At 68.1% G+C, this 25790-nt stretch carries 22 protein-coding genes; 17 read left to right on the plus strand and 5 right to left on the minus strand.

The genetic code is table 11. The features are described from left to right. Nucleotides 1–161: 161 nt before the first annotated feature. The 6 genes from ACWAT3_RS00730 (at nt 162) to ACWAT3_RS00755 (ending at nt 6559) form a co-directional block, all read left to right on the plus strand. Nucleotides 162–1097, plus strand: a complete 936-nt coding sequence (locus ACWAT3_RS00730) for a sugar-binding transcriptional regulator (protein ID WP_460795054.1) — start codon at nt 162–164, stop codon at nt 1095–1097. 29 nt (nt 1098–1126) lie between these two features. Next, the gene (deoC, locus tag ACWAT3_RS00735; protein ID WP_460795845.1) at nt 1127–2095 is read left to right on the plus strand and encodes a deoxyribose-phosphate aldolase; all 969 of its coding nucleotides are present in this window, start codon (nt 1127–1129) and stop codon (nt 2093–2095) included. Nucleotides 2096–2104: 9 nt separating this feature from the next. Then, nucleotides 2105–3547 carry an aldehyde dehydrogenase family protein gene (locus ACWAT3_RS00740; protein WP_460795056.1) on the plus strand — a complete coding sequence of 481 codons (1443 nt, stop codon included), beginning with the start codon at nt 2105–2107 and terminating at the stop codon, nt 3545–3547. Beyond that, nucleotides 3544–4395, plus strand: a complete 852-nt coding sequence (locus ACWAT3_RS00745; protein WP_460795058.1) for an aldehyde dehydrogenase family protein — start codon at nt 3544–3546, stop codon at nt 4393–4395. The genes ACWAT3_RS00740 and ACWAT3_RS00745 overlap by 4 nt, the downstream gene beginning before the upstream one ends. Nucleotides 4396–4489: 94 nt before the next feature. Beyond that, nucleotides 4490–5758, plus strand: coding sequence for an ATP-dependent Clp protease ATP-binding subunit ClpX (gene clpX, locus ACWAT3_RS00750; protein WP_460795060.1), 1269 nt, complete (start codon nt 4490–4492; stop codon nt 5756–5758). Nucleotides 5759–5800: 42 nt separating this feature from the next. Next, complete coding sequence (locus ACWAT3_RS00755) at nt 5801–6559, plus strand: hypothetical protein (protein ID WP_460795062.1); 759 nt, start codon at nt 5801–5803, stop codon at nt 6557–6559. A gap of 244 nt (nt 6560–6803) precedes the next feature. Here the strand turns inward: ACWAT3_RS00755 and ACWAT3_RS00760 are convergent, their stop codons facing one another. After that, nucleotides 6804–8852 carry a M3 family metallopeptidase gene (locus ACWAT3_RS00760; RefSeq protein ID WP_460795064.1) on the minus strand — a complete coding sequence of 683 codons (2049 nt, stop codon included), beginning with the start codon at nt 8850–8852 and terminating at the stop codon, nt 6804–6806. Between the two features lie 84 nt (nt 8853–8936). Here ACWAT3_RS00760 and ACWAT3_RS00765 point away from each other — a divergent pair, with 84 nt between their 5' ends. Next, nucleotides 8937–9560: an ArsR/SmtB family transcription factor gene (locus tag ACWAT3_RS00765; RefSeq protein WP_460795066.1), complete on the plus strand. Its 624-nt coding sequence runs from the start codon at nt 8937–8939 to the stop codon at nt 9558–9560. After that, nucleotides 9557–9775, plus strand: a complete 219-nt coding sequence (locus ACWAT3_RS00770; protein WP_460795068.1) for a hypothetical protein — start codon at nt 9557–9559, stop codon at nt 9773–9775. The genes ACWAT3_RS00765 and ACWAT3_RS00770 overlap by 4 nt, the downstream gene beginning before the upstream one ends. A 63-nt stretch (nt 9776–9838) precedes the next feature. On the opposite strand, the gene ACWAT3_RS00775 is transcribed toward ACWAT3_RS00770, so the two are convergent. Together ACWAT3_RS00775 and valS are read right to left on the minus strand one after the other, a co-directional pair. Then, entirely contained in the window at nt 9839–10054 is a 216-nt protein-coding gene (locus ACWAT3_RS00775) for a hypothetical protein (RefSeq protein WP_460795069.1), read from the minus strand. Further along, the gene (gene valS / locus ACWAT3_RS00780; RefSeq protein WP_460795071.1) at nt 10054–12627 is read right to left on the minus strand and encodes a valine--tRNA ligase; all 2574 of its coding nucleotides are present in this window, start codon (nt 12625–12627) and stop codon (nt 10054–10056) included. The genes ACWAT3_RS00775 and valS overlap by 1 nt, the downstream gene beginning before the upstream one ends. Before the next feature lie 169 nt (nt 12628–12796). Here valS and ACWAT3_RS00785 point away from each other — a divergent pair, with 169 nt between their 5' ends. Genes ACWAT3_RS00785 through ACWAT3_RS00800 form a run of 4 tightly spaced genes read left to right on the plus strand, consistent with a single transcriptional unit; the run spans nt 12797 to nt 17682 of the window. Next, nucleotides 12797–14413, plus strand: a complete 1617-nt coding sequence (locus ACWAT3_RS00785; RefSeq protein ID WP_460795073.1) for an ABC transporter substrate-binding protein — start codon at nt 12797–12799, stop codon at nt 14411–14413. Between the two features lie 13 nt (nt 14414–14426). Continuing rightward, the gene (locus ACWAT3_RS00790) at nt 14427–15383 is read left to right on the plus strand and encodes an ABC transporter permease (RefSeq protein WP_460795074.1); all 957 of its coding nucleotides are present in this window, start codon (nt 14427–14429) and stop codon (nt 15381–15383) included. Continuing rightward, nucleotides 15380–16192 carry an ABC transporter permease gene (locus ACWAT3_RS00795; RefSeq protein WP_460795076.1) on the plus strand — a complete coding sequence of 271 codons (813 nt, stop codon included), beginning with the start codon at nt 15380–15382 and terminating at the stop codon, nt 16190–16192. Before ACWAT3_RS00790 ends, ACWAT3_RS00795 begins: the two co-directional genes overlap by 4 nt. Next, nucleotides 16189–17682, plus strand: coding sequence for an ATP-binding cassette domain-containing protein (locus tag ACWAT3_RS00800; RefSeq protein ID WP_460795078.1), 1494 nt, complete (start codon nt 16189–16191; stop codon nt 17680–17682). Before ACWAT3_RS00795 ends, ACWAT3_RS00800 begins: the two co-directional genes overlap by 4 nt. 142 nt (nt 17683–17824) lie before the next feature. Here the strand turns inward: ACWAT3_RS00800 and ACWAT3_RS00805 are convergent, their stop codons facing one another. Next, on the minus strand, nt 17825–18475 hold the full coding sequence (locus tag ACWAT3_RS00805; protein WP_460795080.1) for a pentapeptide repeat-containing protein: 651 nt from the start codon (nt 18473–18475) through the stop codon (nt 17825–17827). 61 nt (nt 18476–18536) lie between these two features. Between ACWAT3_RS00805 and ACWAT3_RS00810 the strand changes: the two genes are divergently transcribed. The 5 genes from ACWAT3_RS00810 (at nt 18537) to ndk (ending at nt 24863) form a co-directional block, all read left to right on the plus strand. Continuing rightward, complete coding sequence (locus ACWAT3_RS00810) at nt 18537–18992, plus strand: VOC family protein (protein ID WP_460795082.1); 456 nt, start codon at nt 18537–18539, stop codon at nt 18990–18992. Nucleotides 18993–19332: 340 nt separating this feature from the next. Then, a complete protein-coding gene (gene ileS / locus ACWAT3_RS00815; protein WP_460795084.1) occupies nt 19333–22683 on the plus strand; it encodes an isoleucine--tRNA ligase in 3351 nt (1116 codons plus the stop codon). 2 nt (nt 22684–22685) lie between these two features. Beyond that, nucleotides 22686–24038: a bifunctional folylpolyglutamate synthase/dihydrofolate synthase gene (locus ACWAT3_RS00820; protein WP_460795086.1), complete on the plus strand. Its 1353-nt coding sequence runs from the start codon at nt 22686–22688 to the stop codon at nt 24036–24038. Beyond that, on the plus strand, nt 24035–24448 hold the full coding sequence (locus tag ACWAT3_RS00825; RefSeq protein ID WP_460795088.1) for a DUF4233 domain-containing protein: 414 nt from the start codon (nt 24035–24037) through the stop codon (nt 24446–24448). Before ACWAT3_RS00820 ends, ACWAT3_RS00825 begins: the two co-directional genes overlap by 4 nt. A 1-nt stretch (nt 24449) precedes the next feature. Then, the gene (gene ndk, locus ACWAT3_RS00830) at nt 24450–24863 is read left to right on the plus strand and encodes a nucleoside-diphosphate kinase (protein ID WP_460795090.1); all 414 of its coding nucleotides are present in this window, start codon (nt 24450–24452) and stop codon (nt 24861–24863) included. A gap of 59 nt (nt 24864–24922) precedes the next feature. Here ndk and ACWAT3_RS00835 read toward each other — a convergent pair whose 3' ends face one another. Beyond that, entirely contained in the window at nt 24923–25534 is a 612-nt protein-coding gene (locus tag ACWAT3_RS00835; RefSeq protein WP_460795092.1) for a vitamin K epoxide reductase family protein, read from the minus strand. Between the last annotated feature and the right edge of the window lie 256 nt (nt 25535–25790).

Consider the following 25790-nt stretch of genomic DNA (forward strand, 5'->3'; position numbering starts at 1 on the left):
CCGCGTGTGCGCGATCCCCTGCGACGCGAGCGACTTCTCCGACGAACGGGGAACGACAGATGGCCGCGGATGCGCATGCCTGCGGCATCCGTGTGCTCATGTGAGCAGTGAAGTGCGCATGCGTCGACATCTCGATAGCCTGAAGACGAAGGGAGGATGCCGTGGACGACGATCTGCTCACCGTGCGCGTGGCCGAGCTGTACTACGACGAGAACCGGACCCAGGACGAGATCGGCGGCATCCTGAAGATCTCCCGCTGGAAGGTCGGGCGCCTTCTGACCCAGGCGCGTGAGCGCGGGATCGTCCGCATCGAGATCGTGCATCCGCGTGCGAGGCGCCTGAGCGTCGAGCGCCTGCTCACCGAACGATTCGGCCTGGCCGACGCCATCGTGGTGCCCGCGGCGGACGACGACGCGGCAACGCTCGACCGAGTCGCGCAGGGCGCTGCCGATCACCTCGCAGCCATGCGGCCGGTGCCGCGTGTTCTCGGCGTCAGCTGGGGGCGCACGCTCACGGCGGTGGCCGAGGCGCTCGTCGACGGCTGGGCGCACGGCGTGACCGTCGTCCAGCTCAACGGCGGCGTGAGCCTGAGCCGTCGATCCGGAGGTGCCGCGCAGCTCGCCGCCACGATCGCCCAGCGCGCTGGGGGTCAGGTCGCGCTCCTGCCGAGCCCCGCGATTCTCGAGCGCATCGAGACCAAGCGCGCGATCGAGTCCGATCGGACCGTCGCCGGTGTCCTGGAACAAGCCGCGAACGCGCAGGCGTTCCTCTTCAGCGCCGGCCCCTGCGACCACACGTCCGCGCACGTCGAGAACGGGTACCTCGACGTCGATGACGTCACCGAGCTCGCCAGGCGCGGCGCCGTCGGCGACGTTCTCGGTCGCTATGTCGACGCCGAGGGCAACGTCGTCGATCCTGAACTCGACGCCCGAACGGTGGGCGTCTCTCTCGACCGCATCCGCGCCGCCGAGCACACCGTCTTCGTCACCGCGGGTGCCGCCAAGCACGACATCGCGCGTACAGTCGTGACCAGCGGCCTGTGCCGCGTGCTGGTGACCGACGAGCCCACAGCCAGAGCATTGTTGGAGGAACAGTGACCACGAAGGAACTCACCCGCAGAACGGCGGTGGACGTGCTCGGGGCCGAACCCGACGATGCCACGCTTCGCCGCTTCCTGCACGGGCTGCCAGGAGTCGACGCCGTCGGGCTCGAGCAGCGGGCCGCAGGCCTGGGCTCGCGCTCGATCAAGACGGCATCCAAGGCATGGGCGCTCGACAAGATCATCTCGCTCATCGACCTGACGACGCTCGAGGGCGCGGACACCCCTGGCAAGGTGCGCTCGCTGGTCGCGAAGGCGAAGACTCCGGATGCCGCGGATGCATCGACACCACTCGTCGCCGCGGTCTGCGTGTACGGCGATATGGTTCCGTACGCCGTCGACGCGCTCGGCGGACTCCATGGCGACCCGGACGACGGCCGGATCTCGGTCGCGGCGGTCGCCACGGCCTTCCCGAGCGGGCGGTCGTCGCTGGACATCAAGCTCGCCGACACAGCTGAGGCGGTTGCTGCGGGTGCCGACGAGATCGACATGGTCATCGACCGCGGGGCGTTCCTTTCCGGACGCTACGGCCTGGTATTCGAGCAGATCGCCCGTGTGAAGGAGGCCTGCCGCCGCGAGGACGGCACCTACGCCTCGCTCAAGGTGATCCTCGAGACCGGCGAGCTGAACACGTACGACAACATCAAGCGGGCCTCGTGGCTCGGCATCCTGGCCGGAGGCGACTTCATCAAGACGTCGACGGGCAAGGTGCAGCCGGCCGCGACGCTGCCGACGACGCTCCTGATGCTCGAGACCGTGCGCGACTGGCATCGTGCCACCGGCGAGCGGATCGGCGTCAAGCCGGCTGGCGGCATCCGTTCGTCGAAGGATGCCGTGAAGTACCTCGTGACGGTCGCCGAGACGACGGGGGAGGAGTGGCTCCAGCCGCACCTGTTCCGATTCGGCGCATCGAGTCTGCTCAACGATGTGCTCATGCAGCGTCAGAAGCTTGCCACCGGTCACTACTCCGGCCCCGACTACGTCACGATCGACTGAGGACGAGATATGTCATTCCTGGAATACGCTCCGGCACCCGAGTCGAAGGCGGTCCTGAACCTCAAGAACAGCTACGGGCTGTTCATCGACGGCGAGTTCGTCGACAGTTCGGGCGCGAGCTTCACCACGATCTCACCGGCGGACGAATCGCACATCGCGGAGATCGCCGGCGCCTCGGACGAGGACGTCGATCGCGCTGTCGCCGCCGCCCGCCGCGCCTATGAGAAGACCTGGTCGAAGATGAGCGGTCGCGACAGGGGGAAGTACCTGTTCCGCATCGCGCGGCTCGTGCAGGAGCGGGCTCGCGAACTCGCCGTCGCCGAGAGCCTCGACAACGGCAAGCCGATCAAGGAGAGCCGCGACGTCGACGTGCCGCTGGTCGCGGCCTGGTTCTTCTACTACGCAGGGTGGGCGGACAAGCTCGATTACGCCGGACTCGGGGCCGATCCGCGAGCGCTGGGTGTCGCCGGCCAGGTCATCCCCTGGAACTTCCCGTTGCTGATGCTGGCATGGAAGATCGCTCCGGCACTCGCGGCGGGCAACACCGTGGTGCTCAAGCCCGCCGAGACGACGCCGCTCACGGCGCTGATCTTCGCCGAGATCCTCCAGCAGGCCGACCTGCCGGCCGGGGTCGTGAACATCATCACCGGTGCCGGATCGACCGGAGCGCATCTCGTCCGGCATCCGGATGTCGACAAGGTGGCGTTCACCGGATCGACCGGAGTCGGACGCGACATCGCTCGCGCCGTCGCCGGCAGCGGGAAGAAGCTCACGCTCGAGCTCGGCGGCAAGGCGGCCAACATCGTCTTCGACGACGCACCGATCGACCAGGCCGTCGAAGGCATCGTCAACGGCATCTTCTTCAACCAGGGCCACGTCTGCTGCGCAGGCAGCCGCCTGCTCGTGCAGGAGTCGATCCACGATGAGGTCATCGATCGTCTGAAGACCCGTCTGTCCACACTGCGGCTCGGCGACCCGCTGGACAAGAACACCGATATCGGGGCCATCAACTCCGCAGCCCAGCTGGCCCGCATCCGCGAGCTCAGCGACATCGGCGAGGCCGAGGGGGCGGAACGCTGGACAGCGGACTGTGCGATCCCCGAGAAGGGCTTCTGGTTCGCACCGACCATCTTCACCGGGGTCGAGGCATCGCACCGCATCGCCAGGGACGAGGTCTTCGGGCCGGTGCTGTCGGTGCTCACCTTCCGCACGCCTGCCGAGGCGATCGCGAAGGCGAACAACACGCCGTACGGGCTTTCGGCCGGGATCTGGAGCGACAAGGGCTCCCGCATCCTGGCCGTAGCCGACCGTCTGCGCGCCGGTGTTGTGTGGGCGAACACCTTCAACCGCTTCGATCCGTCCAGTCCGTTCGGCGGCTACAAGGAGTCCGGCTACGGTCGCGAGGGCGGCCGTCACGGGCTCACCGCCTACCTGAAGGGAGCCTCCGCATGAGCAAGCGGCTTTCCGTCCCCAAGACCTACAAGCTCGCGATCGGCGGAGCATTCCCCCGCAGCGAGTCCGGCCGCACCTACGAGGTCGTCTCGGCGAAGGGCGCCTTCCTCGCGAATGCCGCGAAGGCGTCGCGCAAGGATGCTCGGGATGCCGTGGTCGCCGCGCGCGCAGCGGTGAAGGGGTGGTCCGGCGCGACCGCCTACAACCGCGGGCAGGTGCTGTACCGCGTCGCCGAGGTCCTCGAGGGTCGCCGTGCGCAGTTCATCGACGAGATCGTGGAACAGGAAGGGGTGTCTGCCGCTGCGGCGGGCGCCCAGGTCGACGACGCGATCGACCTGTGGGTCTGGTACGCCGGATGGTGCGACAAGTACGCGCAGGTCGCCGGCAATGCCAACCCCGTCGCCGGGCCGTACTTCAACATCACCGTGCCGGAGCCCACGGGCGTCGTCGCGATCGTCGCGCCGCAGGACTCGGCGCTGCTGGGCCTCATCTCCGTGGTCGCTCCCGCTCTCGTCGCCGGCAACGCCGTCGTCGTACTCGCCAGCGAGCGCTTCCCGCTCTCGGCGATCAGTCTCGCCGAGGTGCTCGCCACGAGCGACGTGCCGGGCGGAGTGGTGAACGTCCTCACCGGCTCAGCAGCCGAGATGGCTCCGTGGCTGGCATCGCACGCTGACGTCAATGCGCTCGATCTCGCCGGTGCCGGCGCGCTCGACTGGGTCGATCTCGAGATCAGCGCGGCTGACACGCTCAAGCGCGTGCTGCCTCCTGGGCCGGTCGACGCGTCGCCGGCGCGCATCGCCGCGTTCACGGAGACGAAGACCGTGTGGCACACGAAGAGTCTCGTGTGATGACGTCAGACACCGAATCGTGGCAATGCGGCTCGGTGTCCGATGCACGGGTTAGGCTCGTCAGGAAGATCTCCGGATCCTGAGGAGGATGCGCATGGCTCGTATCGGTGAGAGCGCCGACCTGTTCAAATGCTCGTTCTGCGGAAAGAGCCAGAAGCAGGTCCAGCAGCTCATCGCTGGCCCCGGTGTGTACATCTGCGACGAGTGCGTCGAGCTGTGCAACGAGATCATCGAAGAGCGCATGGCCGAGTCCGAGGCCTCCGGCGTCGCCGAGTTCGATCTGCCGAAGCCGCGCGAGATCTTCTCGTTCCTCGAGGAGTACGTGGTCGGTCAGGAGCCGGCGAAGAAGGCACTGTCGGTCGCCGTCTACAACCACTACAAGCGCGTGCGCGCGCGGAGCACGCTCCAATCCGCTGAGCAGCGGGCTGAGGACATCGAGATCGCCAAGAGCAACATCTTGATGATCGGTCCGACCGGCTGCGGCAAGACCTACCTGGCCCAGACGCTCGCCAAGCGCCTCAACGTCCCGTTCGCCGTGGCCGACGCCACGGCGCTCACCGAGGCCGGTTACGTCGGCGAGGATGTCGAGAATATCCTGTTGAAGCTCATCCAGGCAGCCGATTACGACGTGAAGCGCGCCGAGCAGGGCATCATCTACATCGACGAGATCGACAAGATCGCCCGCAAGGCCGAGAATCCGTCGATCACGCGCGACGTGTCCGGCGAGGGGGTGCAGCAGGCGCTGCTGAAGATCCTCGAGGGCACGGTCGCATCCGTTCCGCCGCAGGGCGGTCGCAAGCACCCGCACCAGGAGTTCCTGCAGATCGACACGACGAACGTGCTGTTCATCGTGGCCGGTGCCTTCGCCGGTCTCGAGGACATCGTCTCGTCGCGCGTCGGCAAGCACGGCGTCGGATTCGGCGCCCCGCTTCACGACAAGTCCAAGGACCTCGACCTCTTCAGCGAGGTGCTGCCCGAGGACCTGCACAAGTTCGGTCTGATCCCCGAGTTCATCGGACGCCTGCCCGTCGTGGCTTCGGTCTCGCCGCTGGATCAGGATGCCCTCATCGACATCCTGACCGGACCGCGCAACGCTCTGGTCAAGCAGTACCAGCGCATGTTCGAACTCGACGGCGTCCAGCTCGAGTTCGAAGAGGACGCGCTGCGTTCGATCGCCGACCTCGCGGTGGAGCGCAAGACCGGTGCCCGCGGGCTCCGCGCCATCCTCGAGGACGTCCTGGGGCCGATCATGTTCGAGATCCCGTCCGCCGAGGACGTCGCGAAGGTGATCGTCACCCGCGCAGCGGTCGACGAGGGCGCGCCGCCCACCGTGATCATGGAGCGCAAGCGCAAGAGCGCCTGACCCGGGCCTGAGACGAACGCCCCACCGGCGACACTCGAGGGTATGACGACGACGCAGAAGCGATGGTTCGTGCTCGGCACGGCGGTGCTGTCGGTTGCGCTGTTGGCCGGATGCTCGGGCGCCACGGCTCCGACCTCGACGACGTCGGATGCGGACGCCTACGAGTGCAACGGCCGCTTCGTCGATCCGGAGACGTACGCCGACGGAATGACAGCGGATCAGCTGCCGGAAGAGGATGTCGAGGGCACTGCCGTGGCGGTCGATGATGCGGGTGACGGCGCCATGACCGACGACCTCTCCTCGTGGATCGTCGCCGTGCAGCAGGATGACAGCGTCACGCTGCTGCATCCTCTCGAGGTGGAAGGCGAGTACGACGTCGTCATCTTCGATCGGATGGACGAGGTTCCTGCTACCGGCGAGCCGGGCTGGATGCTGACCAGCAGCGCATCGTGCGCGCTCGCGCTCGACCCCTCGCCGTTGACCTCGGCCAATGTCGCACTGGATCCGTCCGCGGAGCCGGCCGCCGACAGCACGAGCGTCGCGCTGCTGGTCACCGAGCGGGAGTGCAACAGCGGACAGGACGCCGAGGGGCGGATCGACCTCCTGTCGCTCGAGGAAACGACCGACGCCGTCATCATCCGCGTCGGCGTCCGAGCGCAGCAGGGAGCGTTCAACTGCCAGAGCAATCCGCCGACATCCTTCACCGTCGAACTCTCCGAGCCCCTCGGCGACCGCGAGCTGCTCGACGGTTCGCTCGTCATCCCGCAGCCGATCCCGCCGCAGCCCGAACTCGGCTACTGAGCGTCGACGGACGCGGCCGTACGACGGCACGATGACCGGACAGGTCATGGCGGACATGATGCACGAGCTGATGACGGATGTTCTCGGCCCCCAGACGTATCTGTTCTACGGCGAGGACATATCGGCCAACGTCAGTGATCTCATCGCGGCTGAGCATCCGGAGCAGGTCGCGGGAATCCTCGTGACGCACGCGCATTTCGGCACCGATGATGAGCGCAAGGCGCTGGACGACCCGCGGCCGCGCTCATCCCTCGAGCCCGCGGCGCTTCAGCAGCGGCGCGATCTCGGCATCCCTCCCGCGGAAGTCGCGATACGCCTCGAGCGGATCCTCGGATCCGCCGACGCCGAGCAGCCGCGAACGGAACCGATCGCCGTTCTCTCGCGTCAGGCCGCCGTTCTCCCGGAACCATTCCACGGTGTCCGCATCCAGCACCTCGCTCCAGATGTACGAGTAGTATCCGGCGCTGTAACCGCCCGAGAACACATGGGCGAAGTACGTCGACGAGTAGCGCGTCGGAACGGCGGGGTTGTCCAAACCGATCTCGGCCAAGGCGCCCGCTTCGAAACCCGACACATCGTCGACGGCATCCGACGCGCCGAGCCGATGCCAGGCCTGGTCGAGCCAGGCGGCCGCGAGATACTCGCTGGTCGAGTGCCCTTGATCGAATGTCTCGGTCGCCTTCAGCCGTTCGACGACCCCGGCGTCCAAGGGCTCACCCGTCTTGTGATGGCGGGCGTAGTTCTCCAGGACCTCGTTCCACAGAATCCACATCTCGTTGACCTGGCTCGGGAATTCGACGAAGTCGCGGAACACGTTCGTTCCCGCGAAATGCGGGTACGTGACGGTGGCGAACAGTCCGTGCAGTGCGTGCCCGAACTCATGGAACAGGGTGGTGACCTCGTCGAGCGTCAGCAGTGTCGGCTCTCCGGCCGCCGGCCGCGCGACGTTGAGGTTGTTGACGACCACCGGCGCCGTACCCCGAAGCCGGGACTGGCTCACGATGGGGTTCATCCATGCGCCTCCGCGCTTGGAATCGCGCGTGTAGAGGTCGAGGATGTACAGCCCGAGGGGTGCGCCATCCACATTCGACACCTCGAACACCCGCGCGCCCGGGTGGTAGGCGACGAGATCCGAACGCTCGGCGAACGTGACCCCGTAGAGCTGAGTGGCCGCGAAGAATACGCCGTCCGTCAGGACGCGCTCCGCCTCGAACCACGCGCGGAGCGCCGCGGTGTCGATGTCGTACTCGGCGGAGCGCACTTTCTCGGTGTAGAACGCCCAGTCGTGCGCCTCGAGAGCGAACGGCTCGTCCTCGGTCTCGTCGATGATCCGCTGCAGCGCGGCCTCCTCGCGGCGGGCGTTCGCGGCTGCCGGCACGGCGAGGCGGTGCAGCAGGTCGGACACGGCCTCCGGGGTCCCCGCGGTCTCATCCGAGGTCACGTAGGCCGCGTGCGAATCGTGGCCGAGCAGCGCCGCGCGCTCGGCGCGCAGGCGGACGATCTCGGTCAGCACGGCGCGGTTGTCGTTGGCGTTCCCGCGGGAACCGCGCGAGCGCGACGCCTCCATGATGCGACGACGGCTGTGGCGGTTCGTCAGCGAGGCGAGGTACGGGTGGCCGGTGAAGAGCGGCAGCGTGACGAGGCATCCCTCCAGACCTCGCTCGACAGCGGCAAGGGATGCGGCGGAGAGCTCGCCCGTCGACAGCCCGTCGAGTTCGCCCTCATCGGCGAAGAGCACCGCCAGTTCATTGGTGTCCGCGAGCAGATTCTTCTCGAAGGTGTTCGTCAGCGTGGACAGCTTCTGGTTCAGTGCCGTCAGGCGCGTCTTCGCCTCATCGTCGAGCGCCGCACCCGCGTGCGTCATCTCGCGATAGTGCCGCTCGACAAGGTAGCGGTCCTCACCGATGAGCCCCTGCTCGTCGAGATTCTCATGGAGGCGCGCGATGCGCGCATAGAGCGCGGCGTCCAGCCCGATGGCGTCCTGATGCGCGGCCATGAGCGGCGCGAGCTCCTCGTCGATCGCTTGGATCTCCGTCGTCGCATCGGCTGAGCTCACGGTGTAGAAGGCGTGCGCGACGCTCTCCAGCATCCCGCCCGCCTGCTCCAGCGGCAGCATCGTGTTCTGGAAGGTCGGTTCGGCCTCGGATGCCGTGATGCGCCGGATCTCCGTCAGATGCTCGGCGAACGCGGCCCGGAATGCCGGTAGATAGTGCTTTGGGCGGATGGCGGCGTAGTCCGGCAGCGCGTAGGGGAGCGTGGACGGCAGGAGCAGCGGATTGGCGTCGTCGGTCATGGATCGAGCCTACGCGTGGTGGGAAGGCAACTTCATGCAAAGAAACCCTTGCAAAGATACCTTTGCAAATGTATATTTGCATGCATGGCGAACGACGAAGCAATGCGACGACTGGATCCAGGGGCCCTCAAGGCGCTCGCGCATCCCCTCCGGGTGCGGATCTTCGATCTGCTGAGCGCCCACGGTCCGCAGACGGCGAGTTCGCTCGCGACGATGCTGGGGGAGACCTCCGGATCGACCAGCTACCACCTGCGCACGCTTTCCGCGCATGACCTCATCAGGGAGGTCGAGGGTCGGGGGACTGCGCGTGAGCGCTGGTGGGAGCTTCCGCAGGGGCGCATCGACATCCCGGGGCCGAACGATGCGATGTCGCCGGCCAATCGCGCCGCAGCGCAGATCGTCTCCTCCGAATTCTTCCGACTGCGCCACGAGACCTTGATGGCGTGGGTGAATCGGTCGACCTCGGACGTGCCGGTGGGCTGGGAGGACACCGGCCTGATTGCCACGACGATGCTCGAGATGACGCCGGGACAGATGGAGGATCTCAAGGCCGAGCTCATGGCGGTGGTGGACGCGGCCGTGGACCGCTACCGAGGGCAGACCGGACCGGATGTGCGCCGGGTGTCCATGCGCACCGAGCTCTTCGACCTTCCGGAATCGGGCCCGGTGCTGTCCGATGACGCAGACGAGAACACGGAGAGATCATGACCAGCGCGACCATCCATCTCATCGCTCCCACGCAGACCGAACAGAGGCTGCTGGGGCTTGCCGAACTCCTCACCGCCTTCGTGCAGCACCGCATCCAGCGTCGTGCTCGCAAGCGCGCACTCGCCCTCGACCTCCTGCGTGAGCAGCAGGCCAGGCGGCAGGACCCGAGGGCCGTCGACCACATGCTCGCGCAGCTGGGACTGCCGCGACGCTGACCGCCGGACGCGACAACCCCCTGCCGCATCAGCGACAGGGGGTTTTCGCAGTACTGGTCGGCGTCAGTCCTGGAACGGCCGCACGACGACCTCACCGGATGCAGTGGCGAGCACTTCCCATCCGGCATCCAGCTCGGCGATCGGACGGCCCTCGAGCCAGGTCAGCGTCCACGATCCCGTGTGGCCATCCGCCTCGACCGCGGCGATGCCGGGGCGCAGGGACGCCGGGACCGACGCCGGCGGCTCAGTCTTGGCTGCCCAGCGCGTACCCAGCTGCATCAGCTCTCCTCCACCGGCGCCAGCTCGATCTCCGTGACGGCGAGCTCCTCGCCCTCCACGAGCGACAGCTCCGCGATACGGCCGACCGCCTGAAGGTCTCCGGCGGCGGCGCGCAGCGCGCTGATCGTCGCAGCGGGAGCGGCGACGACTGCACGGGCGACCGGGGTCTTCTGGGACGCCTTAGCCTCGGTCTTCGCGCGACGGATGCCGATGAGGGCCGCGCTGGCCGCTGCGAGAACAGCGGGGTCGCCACCGGCATCCCGAGCCTCGGGCCATGCCGCTGTGTGGATCGAGCCCTCCTCGAACCAGCTCCACGCCTCTTCGGTCGCGAACGAGACCACCGGCGCCAGCAGACGCAGCAGCGTCGACAGTGCGATCCGCAGCGCGAGCGCGGCGGAGGGCTGGCCCACGTCTGACTGGTTGTATGCGCGTTCCTTGACGAGCTCGAGGTAATCGTCGCAGAACGTCCAGAAGAACGATTCCGTGAGCTCCAGAGCCCGCGCGTGGTCGAAAGCGTCGAACGCCTTCGTGGCCTCGCGGACCACATCGTCGAGCGCGGCGAGCATCGACGCGTCGAGGTCGTGCGTCACGGTGGCGCCTTCGGGAACCGGGAAACCGAGCACGAACTTCGCGGCGTTGAGGATCTTGATCGCCAGGCGGCGGCCGATCTTCATCTGCGTCGGGTTCTGCGGATCGAACGCGGCATCCACACCGAGGCGGCTGGACGCGGCCCAGTAGCGGACGGCATCCGATCCGTGCTTGTCCAGGATGTCGGCCGGCGTGACGACGTTGCCCTTGGACTTGGACATCTTCTTGCGGTCGGGGTCGACGATGAAGCCCGAGATCGAGGCGTGCGCCCACGGCGAGCGGCCGTCCTCGAGCGTCGAGCGCAGCATGGTCGAGAACAGCCAGGTGCGGATGATGTCCTGCGCCTGCGGGCGCACATCGAACGGCGCGACCAGGTTCCACAGCTCCTCGTCGCGCTGCCAGCCGCCCGCCAACTGCGGAGTGAGCGACGACGTCGCCCAGGTGTCGAGGATGTCGGTCTCGGCTTCGAAGCCACCGGGCACGCCGCGCTGTTCGGCGGTGTAGCCGTCAGGGACATCGGAGGTCGGATCGATCGGCAGCGCCGCGGCATCGGGGAAGATCACGCGATCGTGATCGCGGTCGCCGTTCTCATCGAGCCCGTACCAGACCGGCAGCGGGACGCCGAAGAAGCGCTGGCGCGAGATCAGCCAGTCGCCGGTGAGCCCGCCGACCCAGTTCTCGTAGCGCACGCGCATGAAGTCGGGGTGCCAGGCCAGTTCGCGGCCATTGGCGATGAGCTGGTCGCGGAGCTCGGCATCCCTGGCGCCATTGCGGATGTACCACTGACGCGTCGACACGATCTCGAGCGGCCGGTCGCCCTTCTCGAAGAACTTCACGGCGTGGTTGAACGGCTTGGAGACATTGAGCAGTTCGCCGGACGCCTCGAGGAGTTCGACGATCCGCTTGCGCGCGCTGAACACGGTCTTGCCGGCCAGTTCGGCGTATGCGGTCCTGCCGGCCGCGGAGGCGATCGCATCCGGCGCCTCGGCGATCACGCGGCCGTCCTGGCCGAGGATCGTCCGGTTGGGCAGATCCAGCTCGCGCCACCAGATGATGTCGGTCACGTCGCCGAAGGTGCAGACCATCGCGATGCCGGAGCCCTTGTCCTGCTGCGCGAGGTGATGCGGCATGACGGGGACCTCGACGTCGAAGATCGGAGTGCGCACCGTCTTGCCGAAGTGCGGCTGGTAGCGCTCGTCATCGGGGTGCGCCACGAGTGCGACACAGGCGGCGAGCAGCTCGGGTCGCGTGGTCTCGATCTCGATGTCGCCGCTGCCGTCGCTCTTGTGGAACGCGAGGCGGTGGAAGGCGGCGGGCTGCTCGCGGTCCTCGAGCTCGGCCTGCGCGATCGCCGAGCGGAAGTCCACATCCCACAGCGTCGGCGCGAGCGCCTGATAGGCCTCGCCGCGGTCGACGTTGCGCAGGAAGCCGAGCTGGCTCTGGCGGATCGTCTCGTCCGAGATGGTGCGGTAGGTCTGGGTCCAGTCGACGCTCAGTCCCATCTGGCGGAAGACATCCTCGAACTGCTTCTCGTCCTCGACCGTGAGCTTCTCGCACAGTTCGATGAAGTTGCGTCGGCTCACGGGCATCTGGTCGGCGGCCTTGAGGCTCTTCGCGTCGCCCTGGAACGGCGGGACGAACGCGGCGTCGTACGGCAGCGTCGGGTCGCACCGCACGCCGTAGTAGTTCTGCACGCGCCGTTCGGTGGGCAGGCCGTTGTCATCCCATCCGATCGGGTAGAACACGGCCTTGCCGCGCATGCGCTCGTAGCGGGCCTTCACATCGGTGTGGGTGTACGAGAACACGTGTCCGATGTGCAGCGAGCCGGATGCCGTCGGCGGGGGAGTGTCGATCGAGTAGACGCCCTGTCGGCCGAGTTCTGCAGCGCGCAGACGGTCGAACAGATAGGTGCCCTGGTCGGACCAGACGCCGTCCCATTTCGCTTCGAGGCCTTCGAGTGCGGGCTTGTCGGGAATCACGGACATAGGAGGTCTCCTCGAGCGATGTATACGGCACGGTGTATGCGTGCCTGAGTGTGGGGTGGTGCAGACAGTCTACCGATTGCTCGCAGAGCGCGCCGACGGCGTAGATCGACCCGGTCCAAGAATCGGACGTAGACTGATATGTCCCCCTTCGCTCGTTCTGAGGATCCGCATGCCTGCCGCTCTCACCCGTCGAATCCTGCCACTCGCCGCACTCGCAGCCGCAACAGCCCTGGCATTGAGTGCGTGCGCCGCACCGGGCGGCGGCTCCGCGGATGATGGCTGCGAAGTGGTCTGGGCGATTGAGGGTGCCAACCTCTCGGCCGGGCACATGGACCCGCAGACCAGCCAGCTCGATGTGGCGAGCATGGTGCAGCGCGTGGTGTTCGATTCGCTCGTGTTCCAAGAAGCGGACGGCTCGTTCACGCCGTGGCTGGCCTCGGAGTGGACGGTGTCGGATGACGCCACCAGCTACACGTTCCAGCTCCGCGACGACGTGACCTTCCACGACGGCGAGCCGTTCGACGCCGCGGCCGTGAAGGCGAACTTCGACCGCATCGCGGATCCTGAGACCGCGTCCGCCCAGGCCGCGAGCATGCTCGGCGGCGAGTGGTACGCCGGCACCGAAGTGCTCGGAGACTACGAGGTGCAGGTGAACTTCAGCCAGCCGTACGCGCCGTTCCTGCAGGCGGCGAGCACGCCGCTGCTCGGGTTCTACTCGCCCGCGGTGCTCGAATCCTCCGCCGACCAGTTCAAAGCGGGTGGGCCGGGCATCACAGTCGGCACCGGGCCGTTCGAGCTGACCGACTACACGCCTGATCAGGAGATCGTGTACACGCGGAACGAGGACTACGCGTGGGGGCCGGATGATGCCGGTACCGCGCAGTTCGAGACCCTGCGCGTCTCGATCCTGCCCGAGGCATCCGTGCGCGCCGGCGTCGTCGAGAGCGGGGAGGCGGATCTCGCGAGCCAGCTTCCGCCGAACATCGCCGCCGGTCTGCCGGACACTCTGACGGTCGAGTCGCTCGAGTACCCGGGGCTGCCGTACTCGCTGTACCTCAATGAGAAGTACGGCGTGTTCGCGGACGAGAAGGTGCGACAGGCGTTCGCTCGCGGCATCGACATCGACTCCGCGGTCGAGGAGATCTTCTTCGGACAGTTCCCGCGCGCATGGAGCATCCTCGGTTCGACGACGCCGACGTACGATGCCTCGCTCGAGGGCAGCTGGCCGTTCGATCAGGACGAGGCGAACCGTCTCCTGGACGAGGCCGGCTGGACCGACCGCGACAGCGATGGCATCCGCATGCAGGACGGCCAGCGCCTCTCGGTGCGCTGGATCGCCTGGACCCCTGTGCCCGACGACAGGGCGGCGCTGGGCAATGCGATCCAGTCGGATCTGGCGGAGATCGGCTTCGAGGTGCAGCGCGAGGTGCTCGAACCCGGTGCGTACAACGAGCAGTACGGTCCGAAGACGTTCGATCTCACGGACTGGGGCTTCTCGGGTGTCGACCCCGATCTGCTGCGCAGCCACCTGCACACGGACGGATTCCAGAACGCCTCTCAGGTGTCGGATGCCGAGATCGATGCGCTCCTCGAACAGGGCGTCGCCACGACGGACCAGGATGCCCGCACGGAGGCGTACCAGCAGCTGCAGCAGTGGAACGCCGAGTACACCGCCATCGTCCCGCTGTACAGTCCGTCGCTGATCACGGCGGTGAACGACACCGTGCACGGTCTCGAGTACGACCTGTACGGTCGACCGCTGTTCTACGGCACAACGGTCGACTGACCCGGCGCGCTCGTTGAGTGAGAAGGCGGAGCGGACTCCGCTCGTGATCCGGATCGCGGGGATCGCGGCATCCGCTGTCCTCGTGCTCTGGGGCGCAGCGACGCTCGCCTTCCTCGCGTTCCGGGTGATCCCAGGCGACCCGGTGTCGGTGATGCTCGGGCCTCAGGCGCAGGTGAGCGAGAGCGTCAAGGACACGATCCGTGCGGAACTGGGGCTGGATCGACCGCCGTTCGAGCAGTACCTGACCTACCTGGGCGGGCTCGTGCGCGGCGACCTGGGGGAGTCGTACCAGCTGCGGATGCCGGTGTCGGAGGTGATCGGCCGACAGCTCGGCGCGACGCTGCAGCTGTCGGCGGCGGCGCTGGTCATCGCTGTGGTCCTCGCACTCGCGGTCGCCCTGCTCGCCAGGGGCCGCGTCGCGGGCGCGATCGCGACCGGCATCGAGCTGGTGATCCTGTCGTCCCCGGTGTTCTGGATCGGCATCGTGCTGCTCAGCGTGTTCGCGTTCGGGCTCGGCTGGTTCCCGGTCACCGGCTCCCGCAATCCCGCGACGCTCGTGCTGCCCGCGATCACGCTCGCTTTTCCCGTGGCAGCGCTGCTCGGACAGGTGCTGCGCGACGGCATATCGACGGCCGAACGTCAGCCGTTCGCCGACACCGTGCGCGCCCGCGGGGCTGGTCCCACGTGGCTCACCCTCCGGCACAGCCTCCGGCACGGTGCCGCCGGTGCCCTCACGCTCGCCGCGTACCTCACCGGTTCGCTCCTCGGCGGCGCGGTGCTGGTCGAGACGGTGTTCGCGCGCCCCGGCGTGGGACGCGTGACGCTGGCGGCCATCACCGACCGCGATCTCCCGGTGATCACCGGAGTGATCCTGCTCAGCGCTCTCGTCTTCGTGATCGTCAGCCTCATCGTCGAACTGCTGCATCCGGTCCTCGATCCGCGACTGCGTCCGGCGAGGAGCAGGCGATGAGGGCCGCACGCGCCGTGCTGCTGGCGAGCGCTGTCGCCGTGCTCGTCGTGATCGCGCTCGCCGCCGTCGCGCCCTGGTTGCTGGCCGGCCACGATCCGCTCCAGGTCGATGTGCGTTCGACGCTGCTGCCGCCGAGCGCCGAGCACCTCTTCGGCACGGACCAGAGCGGCCGCGACGTGTACGCGCGGGTCGTCCACGGGACGGCGCGGTCGGTCGGGGTCGGTCTGCTGGCCACCGCGATCGCGCTCGGCGTCGGACTCCTCATCGGTGCCCTGTCCGGATCGTCGCCGCGCGTCATCGACGCGGGATTCATGCGCGTGAACGACGTGCTGATGGCCTTCCCAGAGTTCCTCGTCGCACTCGTCGTCGTGGCGATCCTCGGTCCGGGGCCCGTGAACGTCGCGATCGCGGTGACCCTCGCCGCGATTCCGGTGTACGTGCGGCTCGCCAGGGTGCAGACGCGGACGCTTCGTCTCGCCGAGCACGTCGAGGCCGCCCGCATCCTCGGGGTGCCTCGCGTGCGGGCGTTCACGCGGCACGTGCTGCCGGCTGCGCTCGGCTCCCTCAGCGTTCTCGCGACGATCGGGGTGGGCTCCAGCATCCTCGCCGCAGCAGGACTGAGTTTTCTGGGACTCGGGCCGACGGAGCCGACCCCGGAGTGGGGGCTGATGCTCGCCGGTGGGCGCAACGTGCTCGGTCAGGCCTGGTGGGTATCGGTCTTCCCCGGGATCGCCATCACGGTCACGGTGATGGCGGTGACCGTCGTCGGCCGGGTTCTGCGGGCGAGTGCGGAAGGGCGGCGGGCATGACGGCACTGGAGGTGCGGGGGCTGCGGATCGCGTTCGACGGACGTGTCGTCGTCGACGGCGTCTCCTTCGCTGTGGAGCCGGGGAGATGCGTCGCTGTCGTCGGCGAGTCCGGAGCGGGCAAGACCCTCACGGCGCGGGCCATGCTGGGGCTGACACCCGCTGAGGCGCGTGTGCAGGCGGAGAAGCTGGACGTCGCCGGATTCGATGCGCGTGGTCTGGGCGAACGCTCCTGGCGCCGGCTGCGCGGAGACAGGATCGCGCTCGTCTCGCAGGACGCCCTGGTATCGCTCGATCCGCTGCAGCGGATCGGCTCCGAGATCGCCGAGCCGCTGCGCCTGCACGAACGCGGTCTGCGCGGTGACCCGCTGCGGTCGCGCGTGCTCGGTCTGCTGGGACGCGTGTGGATGCCGGATGCGGACCGCCGCGCCAGGCAGTACCCGCACGAGCTCTCCGGCGGGCTGCGGCAGCGGGCGCTGATCGCCTCCGCGCTCGCCGGATCACCGGCCGTCCTCGTCGCCGATGAACCCACCACTGCCCTGGATGCGACGGTGCAGGCTCGTGTGCTCGATCTGCTCCGTGAGATCGCGGACTCGGGAACCGCCGTGCTGTTCATCAGTCATGACCTCGCGGCAGTGCGCCGTGTGGCGGATCGCGTCGTGGTGATGCGGGGCGGCCGGGTCGTGGAAGAGGGCGACACCGCGCAGATCCTCGACGCCCCGCGTGAGGAGTACACGAAGGCGCTGGTGGCGGCGACACGGCACGAACCGCGACCGGTTCCGGACGGGAGCGAGGAGCCGTTGCTGATGGCCACGGCACTGTCGAAGGCGTTCGATGGGATCCCGGCCGTGTCGAACGCGTCGTTCGCGGTGCCGCGAGGTCGCACGCTCGGCATCGTCGGAGAGTCCGGCTCGGGGAAGACGACGCTCGCCCGCATGATCATCGGCGTCGAGCACGCGGATGCCGGATCGCTCACGTGGTACGGAGCACACCGCGTTCAATACGTGCATCAGAACCCGCTCGGGGCCTTCGATCCGCGGTGGAGCATCGGGCGGTCGCTCAGGGAGGCGCTCGAAGCGGCCGGAGTGCCACGCGGCGAGCGGGCCGCGCATATCGCCCGGTTGCTGACCGAGGTGGACCTCGACCCGGAGCTGGCCGCCCGCCGCCCTGCGGCTCTGTCGGGAGGGCAACGCCAGCGCGCGGCGATCGCGCGGGCGCTGGCCGCCGATCCGGATGTGCTCGTGCTCGACGAACCGGTGTCCGCGCTCGATCCGACGGTCAGGGAGCGCGTTCTCGCGCTTCTGCTGCGCCTGCAGCGCGATCGCGGCCTCACGATGCTGTTCATCTCTCATGACCTCGACGTCGTGGCCGCTGTCGCGGACGACGTGCTGGTGATGAAGGACGGTGCGGTCGTCGAGCAGGGGAGAGTCGCGGAGGTCTTCGCCGCGCCGCAGCATCCGTTCACGCAGGAGCTGCTCGCGGCCGCGAGGTGATGCTCGCGGGCCTGGCTGTCGTGTGAGCCCCGCATCCTGCAGGGGATTCGCGATCCTGCAGGAGTTCCGGGCGCGAACTCGCACTGCAGGATGAAGAATCCACTGCGGGATGCGGGGGCGCCACCCGAAGCGAAGCGCACGGTCAGTCGCGCACCTCGATGCCGACGCCTGCGGCGAGGACCGGTGCGAGCTGCTGCACCTGGAACGTCGTCAAGGTCACGCCGCGCAGACTGTTGGTGTCGATGAACGCCGATGCGTCGAGGCCGCGAAGATCCACGTCGTTGGCACGCAGACCCCGCGGATCGACCTCATCGCTCCGGCAGTCGACGAAGCGCACACGCGTCAGCTGCGCCTGGGGCACGTCGAGCGCGCGGATCGTGCAGTCGGCGATGAGGACGTCGATCGCCTTCGCGGCTCCGAGCGTGAGGTAGTCGATGTGCAGATCCCGCAACTCCAGTTCGGCGATCCGCGTGGTGCTGAGATCGAGCGTGCCGATGCGTCCTGACGAGATCCGCACCCGACGGATCCCGGCATTTCGAAGCGTGAACGATGCGGCGCGAATGCCGGTGATATCGACATCCATCACATCCGCACCCGTCATATCGATCGTGTCCGCGTCGGCGGTCACGACGCACTGCTCGAGGGTCGCGTGCGCCAGGTCCACGTCGTCGATCAGAGCGAGTCGCGATGCGAGCAGATCCGCGCGCCGAGCGGGCTCCGCCGGCGTCAGCAGATCGGGGAGGTCCGGAGGCGAGACGCGCGGAGCGGCGGGGGATTCGCGGGAGCGTGCCATGCGTCGAGCGTATGGGGCGCCGCCGACACTTGCGATCGGAGGGCGTGCAAGAAGGGACAGGATGGACGGCGTCGGCGAGATGCTCACGGTGCGGTCGGAGTCCGGAGCCGCCGTGACGTGCTCCTGCCCTGAGGCGGTCGAGCAGGCGACAGGAGCTGCGGGAGACAGCGCTGTCCAGCCGATCTGGTTCCAGGAGGATCTCGCCGAGCCGCGCGCGATCCTCGAGGCGCTCGGCCTTCGCGCCGGCCTCGCGGCGGACCGGGGCGGGTGGGTCGAGCTGCGCGCGGAAGGCGGGACCGTCGGACTCCATACGGGAGCTGCCCGCAACGGCCTGGGCTTCGAGGCACGCGGCGACCTGGATGCTCTCGCCGCGCGGCTGCGGGATGCCGGATTCGACGCATCCGTCGTCGACGAGGCGTTCGCGCGGACCATTCGCATCCCGGATCCCGACGGTGGCGACGAGATCTGGATCAACGGCGTGCAGGAGCACCTGCACGGCTACCACCGCGAGGGGTGATCCCGCCGCGCGTGCGTCGGAGAACATGCCAGTCGGACCTGATCGACCATTTCTCTCCGACGAACGCGCGATCTTCGAGCGAAGTGCAGGCGATCGACGCGCGCGTATGCACCGGGGCCGCGTAGAATGGACCCAAAGCACTGATCCGGCCATCACCGGGGAGCTCTCGGAAGAACGCTTCGCAAGCAGAAGTCACTAGAACCGAGCGGGGCAGGCCCGTCATCGCCGCAGTGAGAGTGGCCCCGCCGTGAGGCGGAGCACGCGGGGTGGTACCGCGGTCCTTCGCACGACGGGATCGTCCTCGCAGCAGCATCCGCCACGACGAACACTGCGAGTCACGATGACCTATCCACGCCCCTCCGCCTTCGGTCCCGCCGCCGACCCTTCGACGAGCTCAGGGCAGGCACCCGTCACGCCCAGCCCGCGCTTCCCGGCCATCGAGCAGGAGATCCTCGAGTTCTGGACGGCGGACGACACCTTCCGCGCGTCCATCGAGCAGCGCGAGGGCGCCGAGGAGTGGGTGTTCTACGACGGACCGCCGTTCGCCAACGGCCTGCCGCACTACGGGCACCTCCTCACCGGATACGCGAAGGACCTCTTCCCGCGCTTCCAGACGATGCTCGGCAAGAAGGTCGACCGCGTCTTCGGCTGGGACACGCACGGTCTTCCCGCCGAGCTCGAGGCGATGAAGCAGCTCGGCATCACCGAGAAGAGCGAGATCGAGGACATGGGCATCGACGTCTTCAACGCGAAGGCGAAGAACTCGGTGCTGGCGTACACGCGCGAGTGGCAGGACTACGTCACCCGCCAGGCGCGCTGGGTGGACTTCGACCGCGGATACAAAACGCTCGACCTCGGCTACATGGAGAGCGTGCTCTGGGCGTTCAAGACGCTGTACGACAAGGGCCTCGCCTACGAGGGCTACCGGGTCCTGCCGTACTGCTGGCGCGACGAGACGCCGCTGAGCGCTCATGAGCTGCGCATGGACGACGACGTGTACCAGATGCGTCAGGACCCGTCCGTCACGGTCGCCTTCCCGCTGACAGGGCCGGATGCCGTGGCGAAGGGCCTCGACGGCGTTCGCGTCCTCGCCTGGACGACGACCCCCTGGACCCTTCCGACCAACATGGCGCTCGCCGTGGGGCCGTCGATCTCCTACGCGGTGCTCCCGGCGGGTCCCGACGGCGCGGCGGATGGCAGCACCGGCCGGTACCTGCTCGCCGTGGATCTGCTCGCGGGCTACGCGAAGGATCTCGGCTATGAGGACGCCGCCGCCGCATCCGACGCCGTCGAGCGCACCGTCACGGGCGCGGAGCTGTCCGGCGTGAGCTACGAGCCGCTCTTCGAGTACTACACGGATGCCGCGACATACGGCACCGAGAACGCCTGGCGCATCCTCGTCGATGACTACGTCACGACCTCGGACGGCACCGGCGTCGTCCACCAGGCACCCGCCTACGGCGAGGACGACCAGCGCGTCACGACCGCCGCCGGCATCCCGACGATCCTGTCCCTCGATGACGGAGGGCGCTTCCTCCCGAACGTCACCGACGTCGCCGGCGAACTCTGGATGGACGCCAACACGCCGCTGGTCCGCCTGGTGCGCGAGCAGGGCAAGCTCATCCGGTTGCAGAGCTACGAGCACTCGTACCCGCACTGCTGGCGCTGCCGCAACCCTCTGATCTACAAAGCCGTATCGAGCTGGTTCATCCGCGTCACGGACATCAAGGACGACATGCTCGCGAACAACGAGCAGATCACCTGGGTGCCCGAGAACGTCAAGCACGGTCAGTTCGGCAAGTGGCTCGAGGGCGCGCGCGACTGGTCGATCAGCCGCAATCGGTACTGGGGCTCGCCGATCCCGATCTGGAAGAGCGACGACCCGGAGTACCCGCGCGTCGATGCCTACGGTTCGCTGGAGGAACTCGAGCGCGACTTCGGCGCGCTGCCGCGCAACCCCGAGGGCGAGATCGACCTGCACCGCCCGTACATCGACGACCTCACCCGCCCGAACCCCGACGACCCAACGGGCCGGAGCACGATGCGCCGCATCGAGGACGTCTTCGACGTGTGGTTCGACTCCGGTTCGATGCCGTACGCGCAGGTGCACTACCCCTTCGAGAACCAGGAATGGTTCGACGCACACGCGCCGGCGGACTTCATCGTCGAGTACATCGGGCAGACGCGCGGCTGGTTCTACGTCATGCACGTGCTCTCGACCGCCCTGTTCGATCGTCCGGCGTTCACGGGGGTGAGCTGCCACGGCATCGTGCTCGGCAGCGACGGATACAAGATGTCGAAGTCCCTGCGCAACTATCCCGACGTGTCCGAGGTGCTCGATCGCGACGGCTCGGATGCCATGCGCTGGTTCCTCATGTCCAGTTCCGTGCTCCGCGGCGGAAACCTGGCCGTGACCGAGGAGGGCATCCGTTCGGGAGTCCGCGAGTTCCTGCTCCCGCTGTGGAACTCGTGGTACTTCTTCGCGACGTATGCGAACGCGTCGGGTGACGGGTACGAAGCATCCTGGCGCACCGATTCGACGGATGTACTGGACCGCTATGTCCTCGCGCGTCTGGGCGATCTCGTGCGCGAGGTCCAGGTCGACCTCGAAGGACTCGATTCCACGACCGCTGCCGGGCGCCTGCGCGACTTCGCCGAGACGCTCACGAACTGGTACATCCGGCGCTCGCGTGATCGGTTCTGGACCGGCGTCACGAGCGACCCGAAGAGCCGCGAGGCGTTCGATACGCTCTATACGGTGCTCGAGACGCTGTGCCGCGTCGCGGCCCCGCTGGTCCCGCTGATCAGCGAGCGCGTCTGGCAGGGACTCACGGGCGGACGCAGCGTCCACCTTCAGGACTGGCCGGATGCCTCGGCATTCCCCGCCGCGGACGAGATCCGCGACGCGATGGATGCCGTGCGCGAGCTGTCCAGCGTCGGCAACGCCCTCCGCAAGAAGGAGAAGCTGCGGGTGCGCCTGCCGCTCGCGCGCCTGACCGTCGTGTCGCCTCTCGCCGATTCGCTCGGACAGTTCGAGGACATCCTCCGCGAGGAGCTCAACGTCAAGACCGTCGAGCTCGTGCCGCTCACGGACACCGCTGCCGCGGAGTACGGCATCAGCCACCGGCTGAGCGTCAACGCGCGCGCCGCCGGTCCGCGCCTCGGCAAGGAGGTGCAGCGGGTGATCCGTGCGGCGAAGGACGGGTTCTGGACCGAGGAGGCCGGAGTCGTGACCGCGGACGGCATCGCACTCGAGCCGCACGAGTACGAGCTCGCACTCGAGACCACCGGTCGACCGGAAGGGGAGGCGCTCGCGATCGTCCCGACCGGCGGGTTCGTCCTGCTCGACACCGCCACGACATCGGAGCTCGAAGCCGAAGGGCTGGCGCGCGATGTCATCCGCGCCGTGCAGGAGACGCGCAAGAACGCCGACTTCGACGTGAGCGATCGCATCCGGCTCGCCCTGACGTTCCAGGACGATCAGGATGCCGCAGCCGTCGCCGCGGCATTCGAGACCGCGGAGGTGGCAGGCGAGACCCTCGCGCTGTCGTACAGCGTACGATCGGCCGGCGCCGTCCTCCTCGAGGACGGCGAGCAGGCCGGGCAACCCGAGTTCGAGGCGGAAGTCGCCGCTGGAACGTACGCCAACCGCGGCGCATTCACGATCGCCGTCACCCGGATCGGAGCCTGAGCATGGATGATCGCAGCCGAGCGGACGCCGTCTACGAGGCGCTCCTCTCCCGCGCGGGGGAGCGCTGGGTCCAGCCCCGCAAGGAGCGCACCGAGCGCATCCTCACCCTGCTGGACGACCCGCAGCGCACGTACCGCGTCGTGCACATCACCGGAACGAACGGCAAGACCTCGACCGCGCGCATGATCGAGAGCCTGCTGCGGGCGCACGGCCTGCGCACCGGCCTGTTCACGAGCCCGCACCTGGAGCGCTTCACCGAGCGCATCATGATCGACGGCGAGCCGATCGACGACGGGGCGATCGCGGATGCCTGGGACGAGATCGAGCCCTTCGTCGGCATCGTCGACGCGGAGCTCGAGGCGGCGGGAGACGCGGCGCTGACCTTCTTCGAGTTGCTCACCGTGCTGGCCTTCGTGGCGGCAGCGGATGCTCCGGTCGACGTCCTGGTGCTCGAGGTCGGCATGGGCGGCGCGTGGGATTCCACCAACACCGCCGATGGCGATGTCGCAGTCTTCGCGCCGATCGACATCGATCACGCCGACCGTCTCGGCGACACGATCGCGGAGATCGCCGGGGTGAAGGCCGGCATCATCAAGGACGGCGCTGCCGTCGTCTCCGCGCAGCAGCCGGACGAGGCCGCAGCGGTGCTGCGCCGCGTGGCCGCGGAGAAGAACGCAACGATCGCCTTCGAAGGGGCCGACTTCGGTCTTGCCGAGCAGAAACTCGCCGTCGGCGGGCAGCTGCTCACGATCCGCGGTATCGCCGGTCAGTACGTCGAGGAGTACCTCCCGCTGTACGGTGCCCACCAGGGCCACAACGCCGCGCTCGCGGTCGCGGCCGTCGAGTCGCTGATCGGAGGCGGCTCTCAGCCGATCGCCGGCGACATCATCACCGACGGGCTGCAGGGCGCGACGTCGCCCGGCCGCCTGCAGCTGCTCGGCATCGCACCGACCGTGATCGTGGATGCCGCGCACAACCCGCACGGCGCGCAGGCGCTCGCTCAGGCGCTGGACGACAGCTTCGACTTCGACGAGTGGGGGCTGGTGCTCGGCATCCTGTCCGACAAGGATGCCGCCGGCATCGTCTCGGTGCTCGCCCCGACCGCCGCGCACGTGTTCGCCACTGCCCCGGAGTCCGACCGCGCGAGCGACGCCGACGCGATCGCCGATCTCGTCGAGCAGGCAGGGTATCGCGCCACCGTGCATCCATCGCTCGCGGAGGCCGCGGACGCCGCGCGGGAGTGGGCGGCGTCGTCCGAACGTCGCGCCGTCGTGATCGCCGGGTCCGTGGTCCTCGCCGGTGAGGCCATCGCCCTCGCCGAGGACGATGACTGGAAATCAGGGTGGCGCGCATGAGCGAAGCCCAGCCGGCGCACGGCCGGCCGCGCGCGCAGCGCACGCTTGTGCAGAAGCTCGCGCCGATCGTGCTGGGATTCGAGGCCATCGTGGTGTTCCTCGGCGGCCTCACGATCTTCGGACTCCGCGTCCTGCCGGACGGCGTCGCCGACTGGTGGGCGATCGTCGGCGGCGCGGTCGTGGCACTGGCGTGCATCGCGATCGCCGGACTCATCACCAAGCCGTGGGCGATCTCAGCGGGATGGGTCGTTCAGGTGATCGTCGCGCTGTCCGCGTTCCTCGTGCCCGCGATGCTCATGGTCGTGCTGGTTTTCGGTGGCATGTGGACGTATGCGACGATCATGGGGGCTCGCGTGGATGCACGACGTCCGACGCAGCCCGAAACCGATTCTTCGACAGAGAGTGAATGACATGGCCACCGAAGAAACCCTCGTCCTCGTCAAGCCGGACGGTGTCGCTCGCGGACTCACGGGCGCGATCCTCGCGCGCATCGAGGCCAAGGGATACGCGCTCGTCGACATCCGTCTCGTCGAGCCCGACCGCGACCTGCTCGCCGAGCACTACGCCGAGCACGAGGGCAAGCCGTTCTACGAGCCGCTGCTGGAGTTCATGCTCTCCGGTCCGTCCGTCGCGATCCGCCTCGCGGGCAACCGTGTGATCGAGGGATTCCGCTCGCTCGCCGGCACGACCGACCCGACCACGGCCGCGCCGGGCACGATCCGCGGCGACTTCGGCCGCGACTGGGGTCTCAAGGTTCAGCAGAACCTCGTGCACGGCTCGGACAGCCCCGAATCCGCCGCACGCGAGCTCGGCATCTGGTTCTGATACCGCTCGAACGACGAAGGCCGCTCCCTGCAGGGGAGCGGCCTTCGTCGTCCGGTGCGTCAGAACCAGAGGTCGGCGAGAGCGCCGAGGAAGTCCATGTGGTTCACCTGGAGCAGGAAGATCACGAAGGCCAAGCCGACGATCGAGGCCAGCGGCACCCACGCCATGAGCTTCCGGCCGAGCGCCATGGCCTTCTCGGATCGACTGAACGTGCCGTTGCGCAGCAGATGCACCATCGTCGCGATGAACGTGGGGATCGTGACGGCCCACGTGACCAGGCACCAGGGGCACAGGACGAAGAGCTCGAAGACCGTTTGCCCGATCAGCCAGCACACGAACCCGAAGGCGAAGGTGATGCCGGCGCCGAACAAGGCCCAGAACCAGCGCGGGAAGCGCGCTCCGGCGATCATCGCGACGCCGACGACGAGCGGCGCCATCCATCCGGTCAGGCCGAGAAGCGGGTTCGGGAATCCGAACACGGCACCCTGCCAGGAGCCGAGATTCGTGCTGCACTGCAGGAACGGGCTGATGTCGCAGGCGAGCGGGTCACCGGGGTTCTCGAGCAGGATGAACTTCTCGACCGTGAGCTGGAATGCGGCCCACCACCCGATCACGCTGGCGATGATCAACCAGATTCCGTACCCGATGTCGCGGGGGCGCTGCTCCGTCATATCGTCAGTATCTCAGCGATTGCTATGGGTCGCGCGTGAGGCGGCCGGGACAATCGATGCGTCGGATGCCGCGATATCCCGCGCATGATGCGATAATGACCTGTGATGCTTCTCGCGGCGCCGCTGCAGACAGGCATCGACGAAGACTTGGGGGCACACGCCCCACGCGATCAGAGCACAAGAGCCGATCGCATGCCGAGTGAGTTCGCGGCCCGTGCCGCATGAGATTTCGCGGAGCACACAGTGCCCGTGCAGG

The organism is Microbacterium sp. GXF0217, assembly GCF_054798195.1.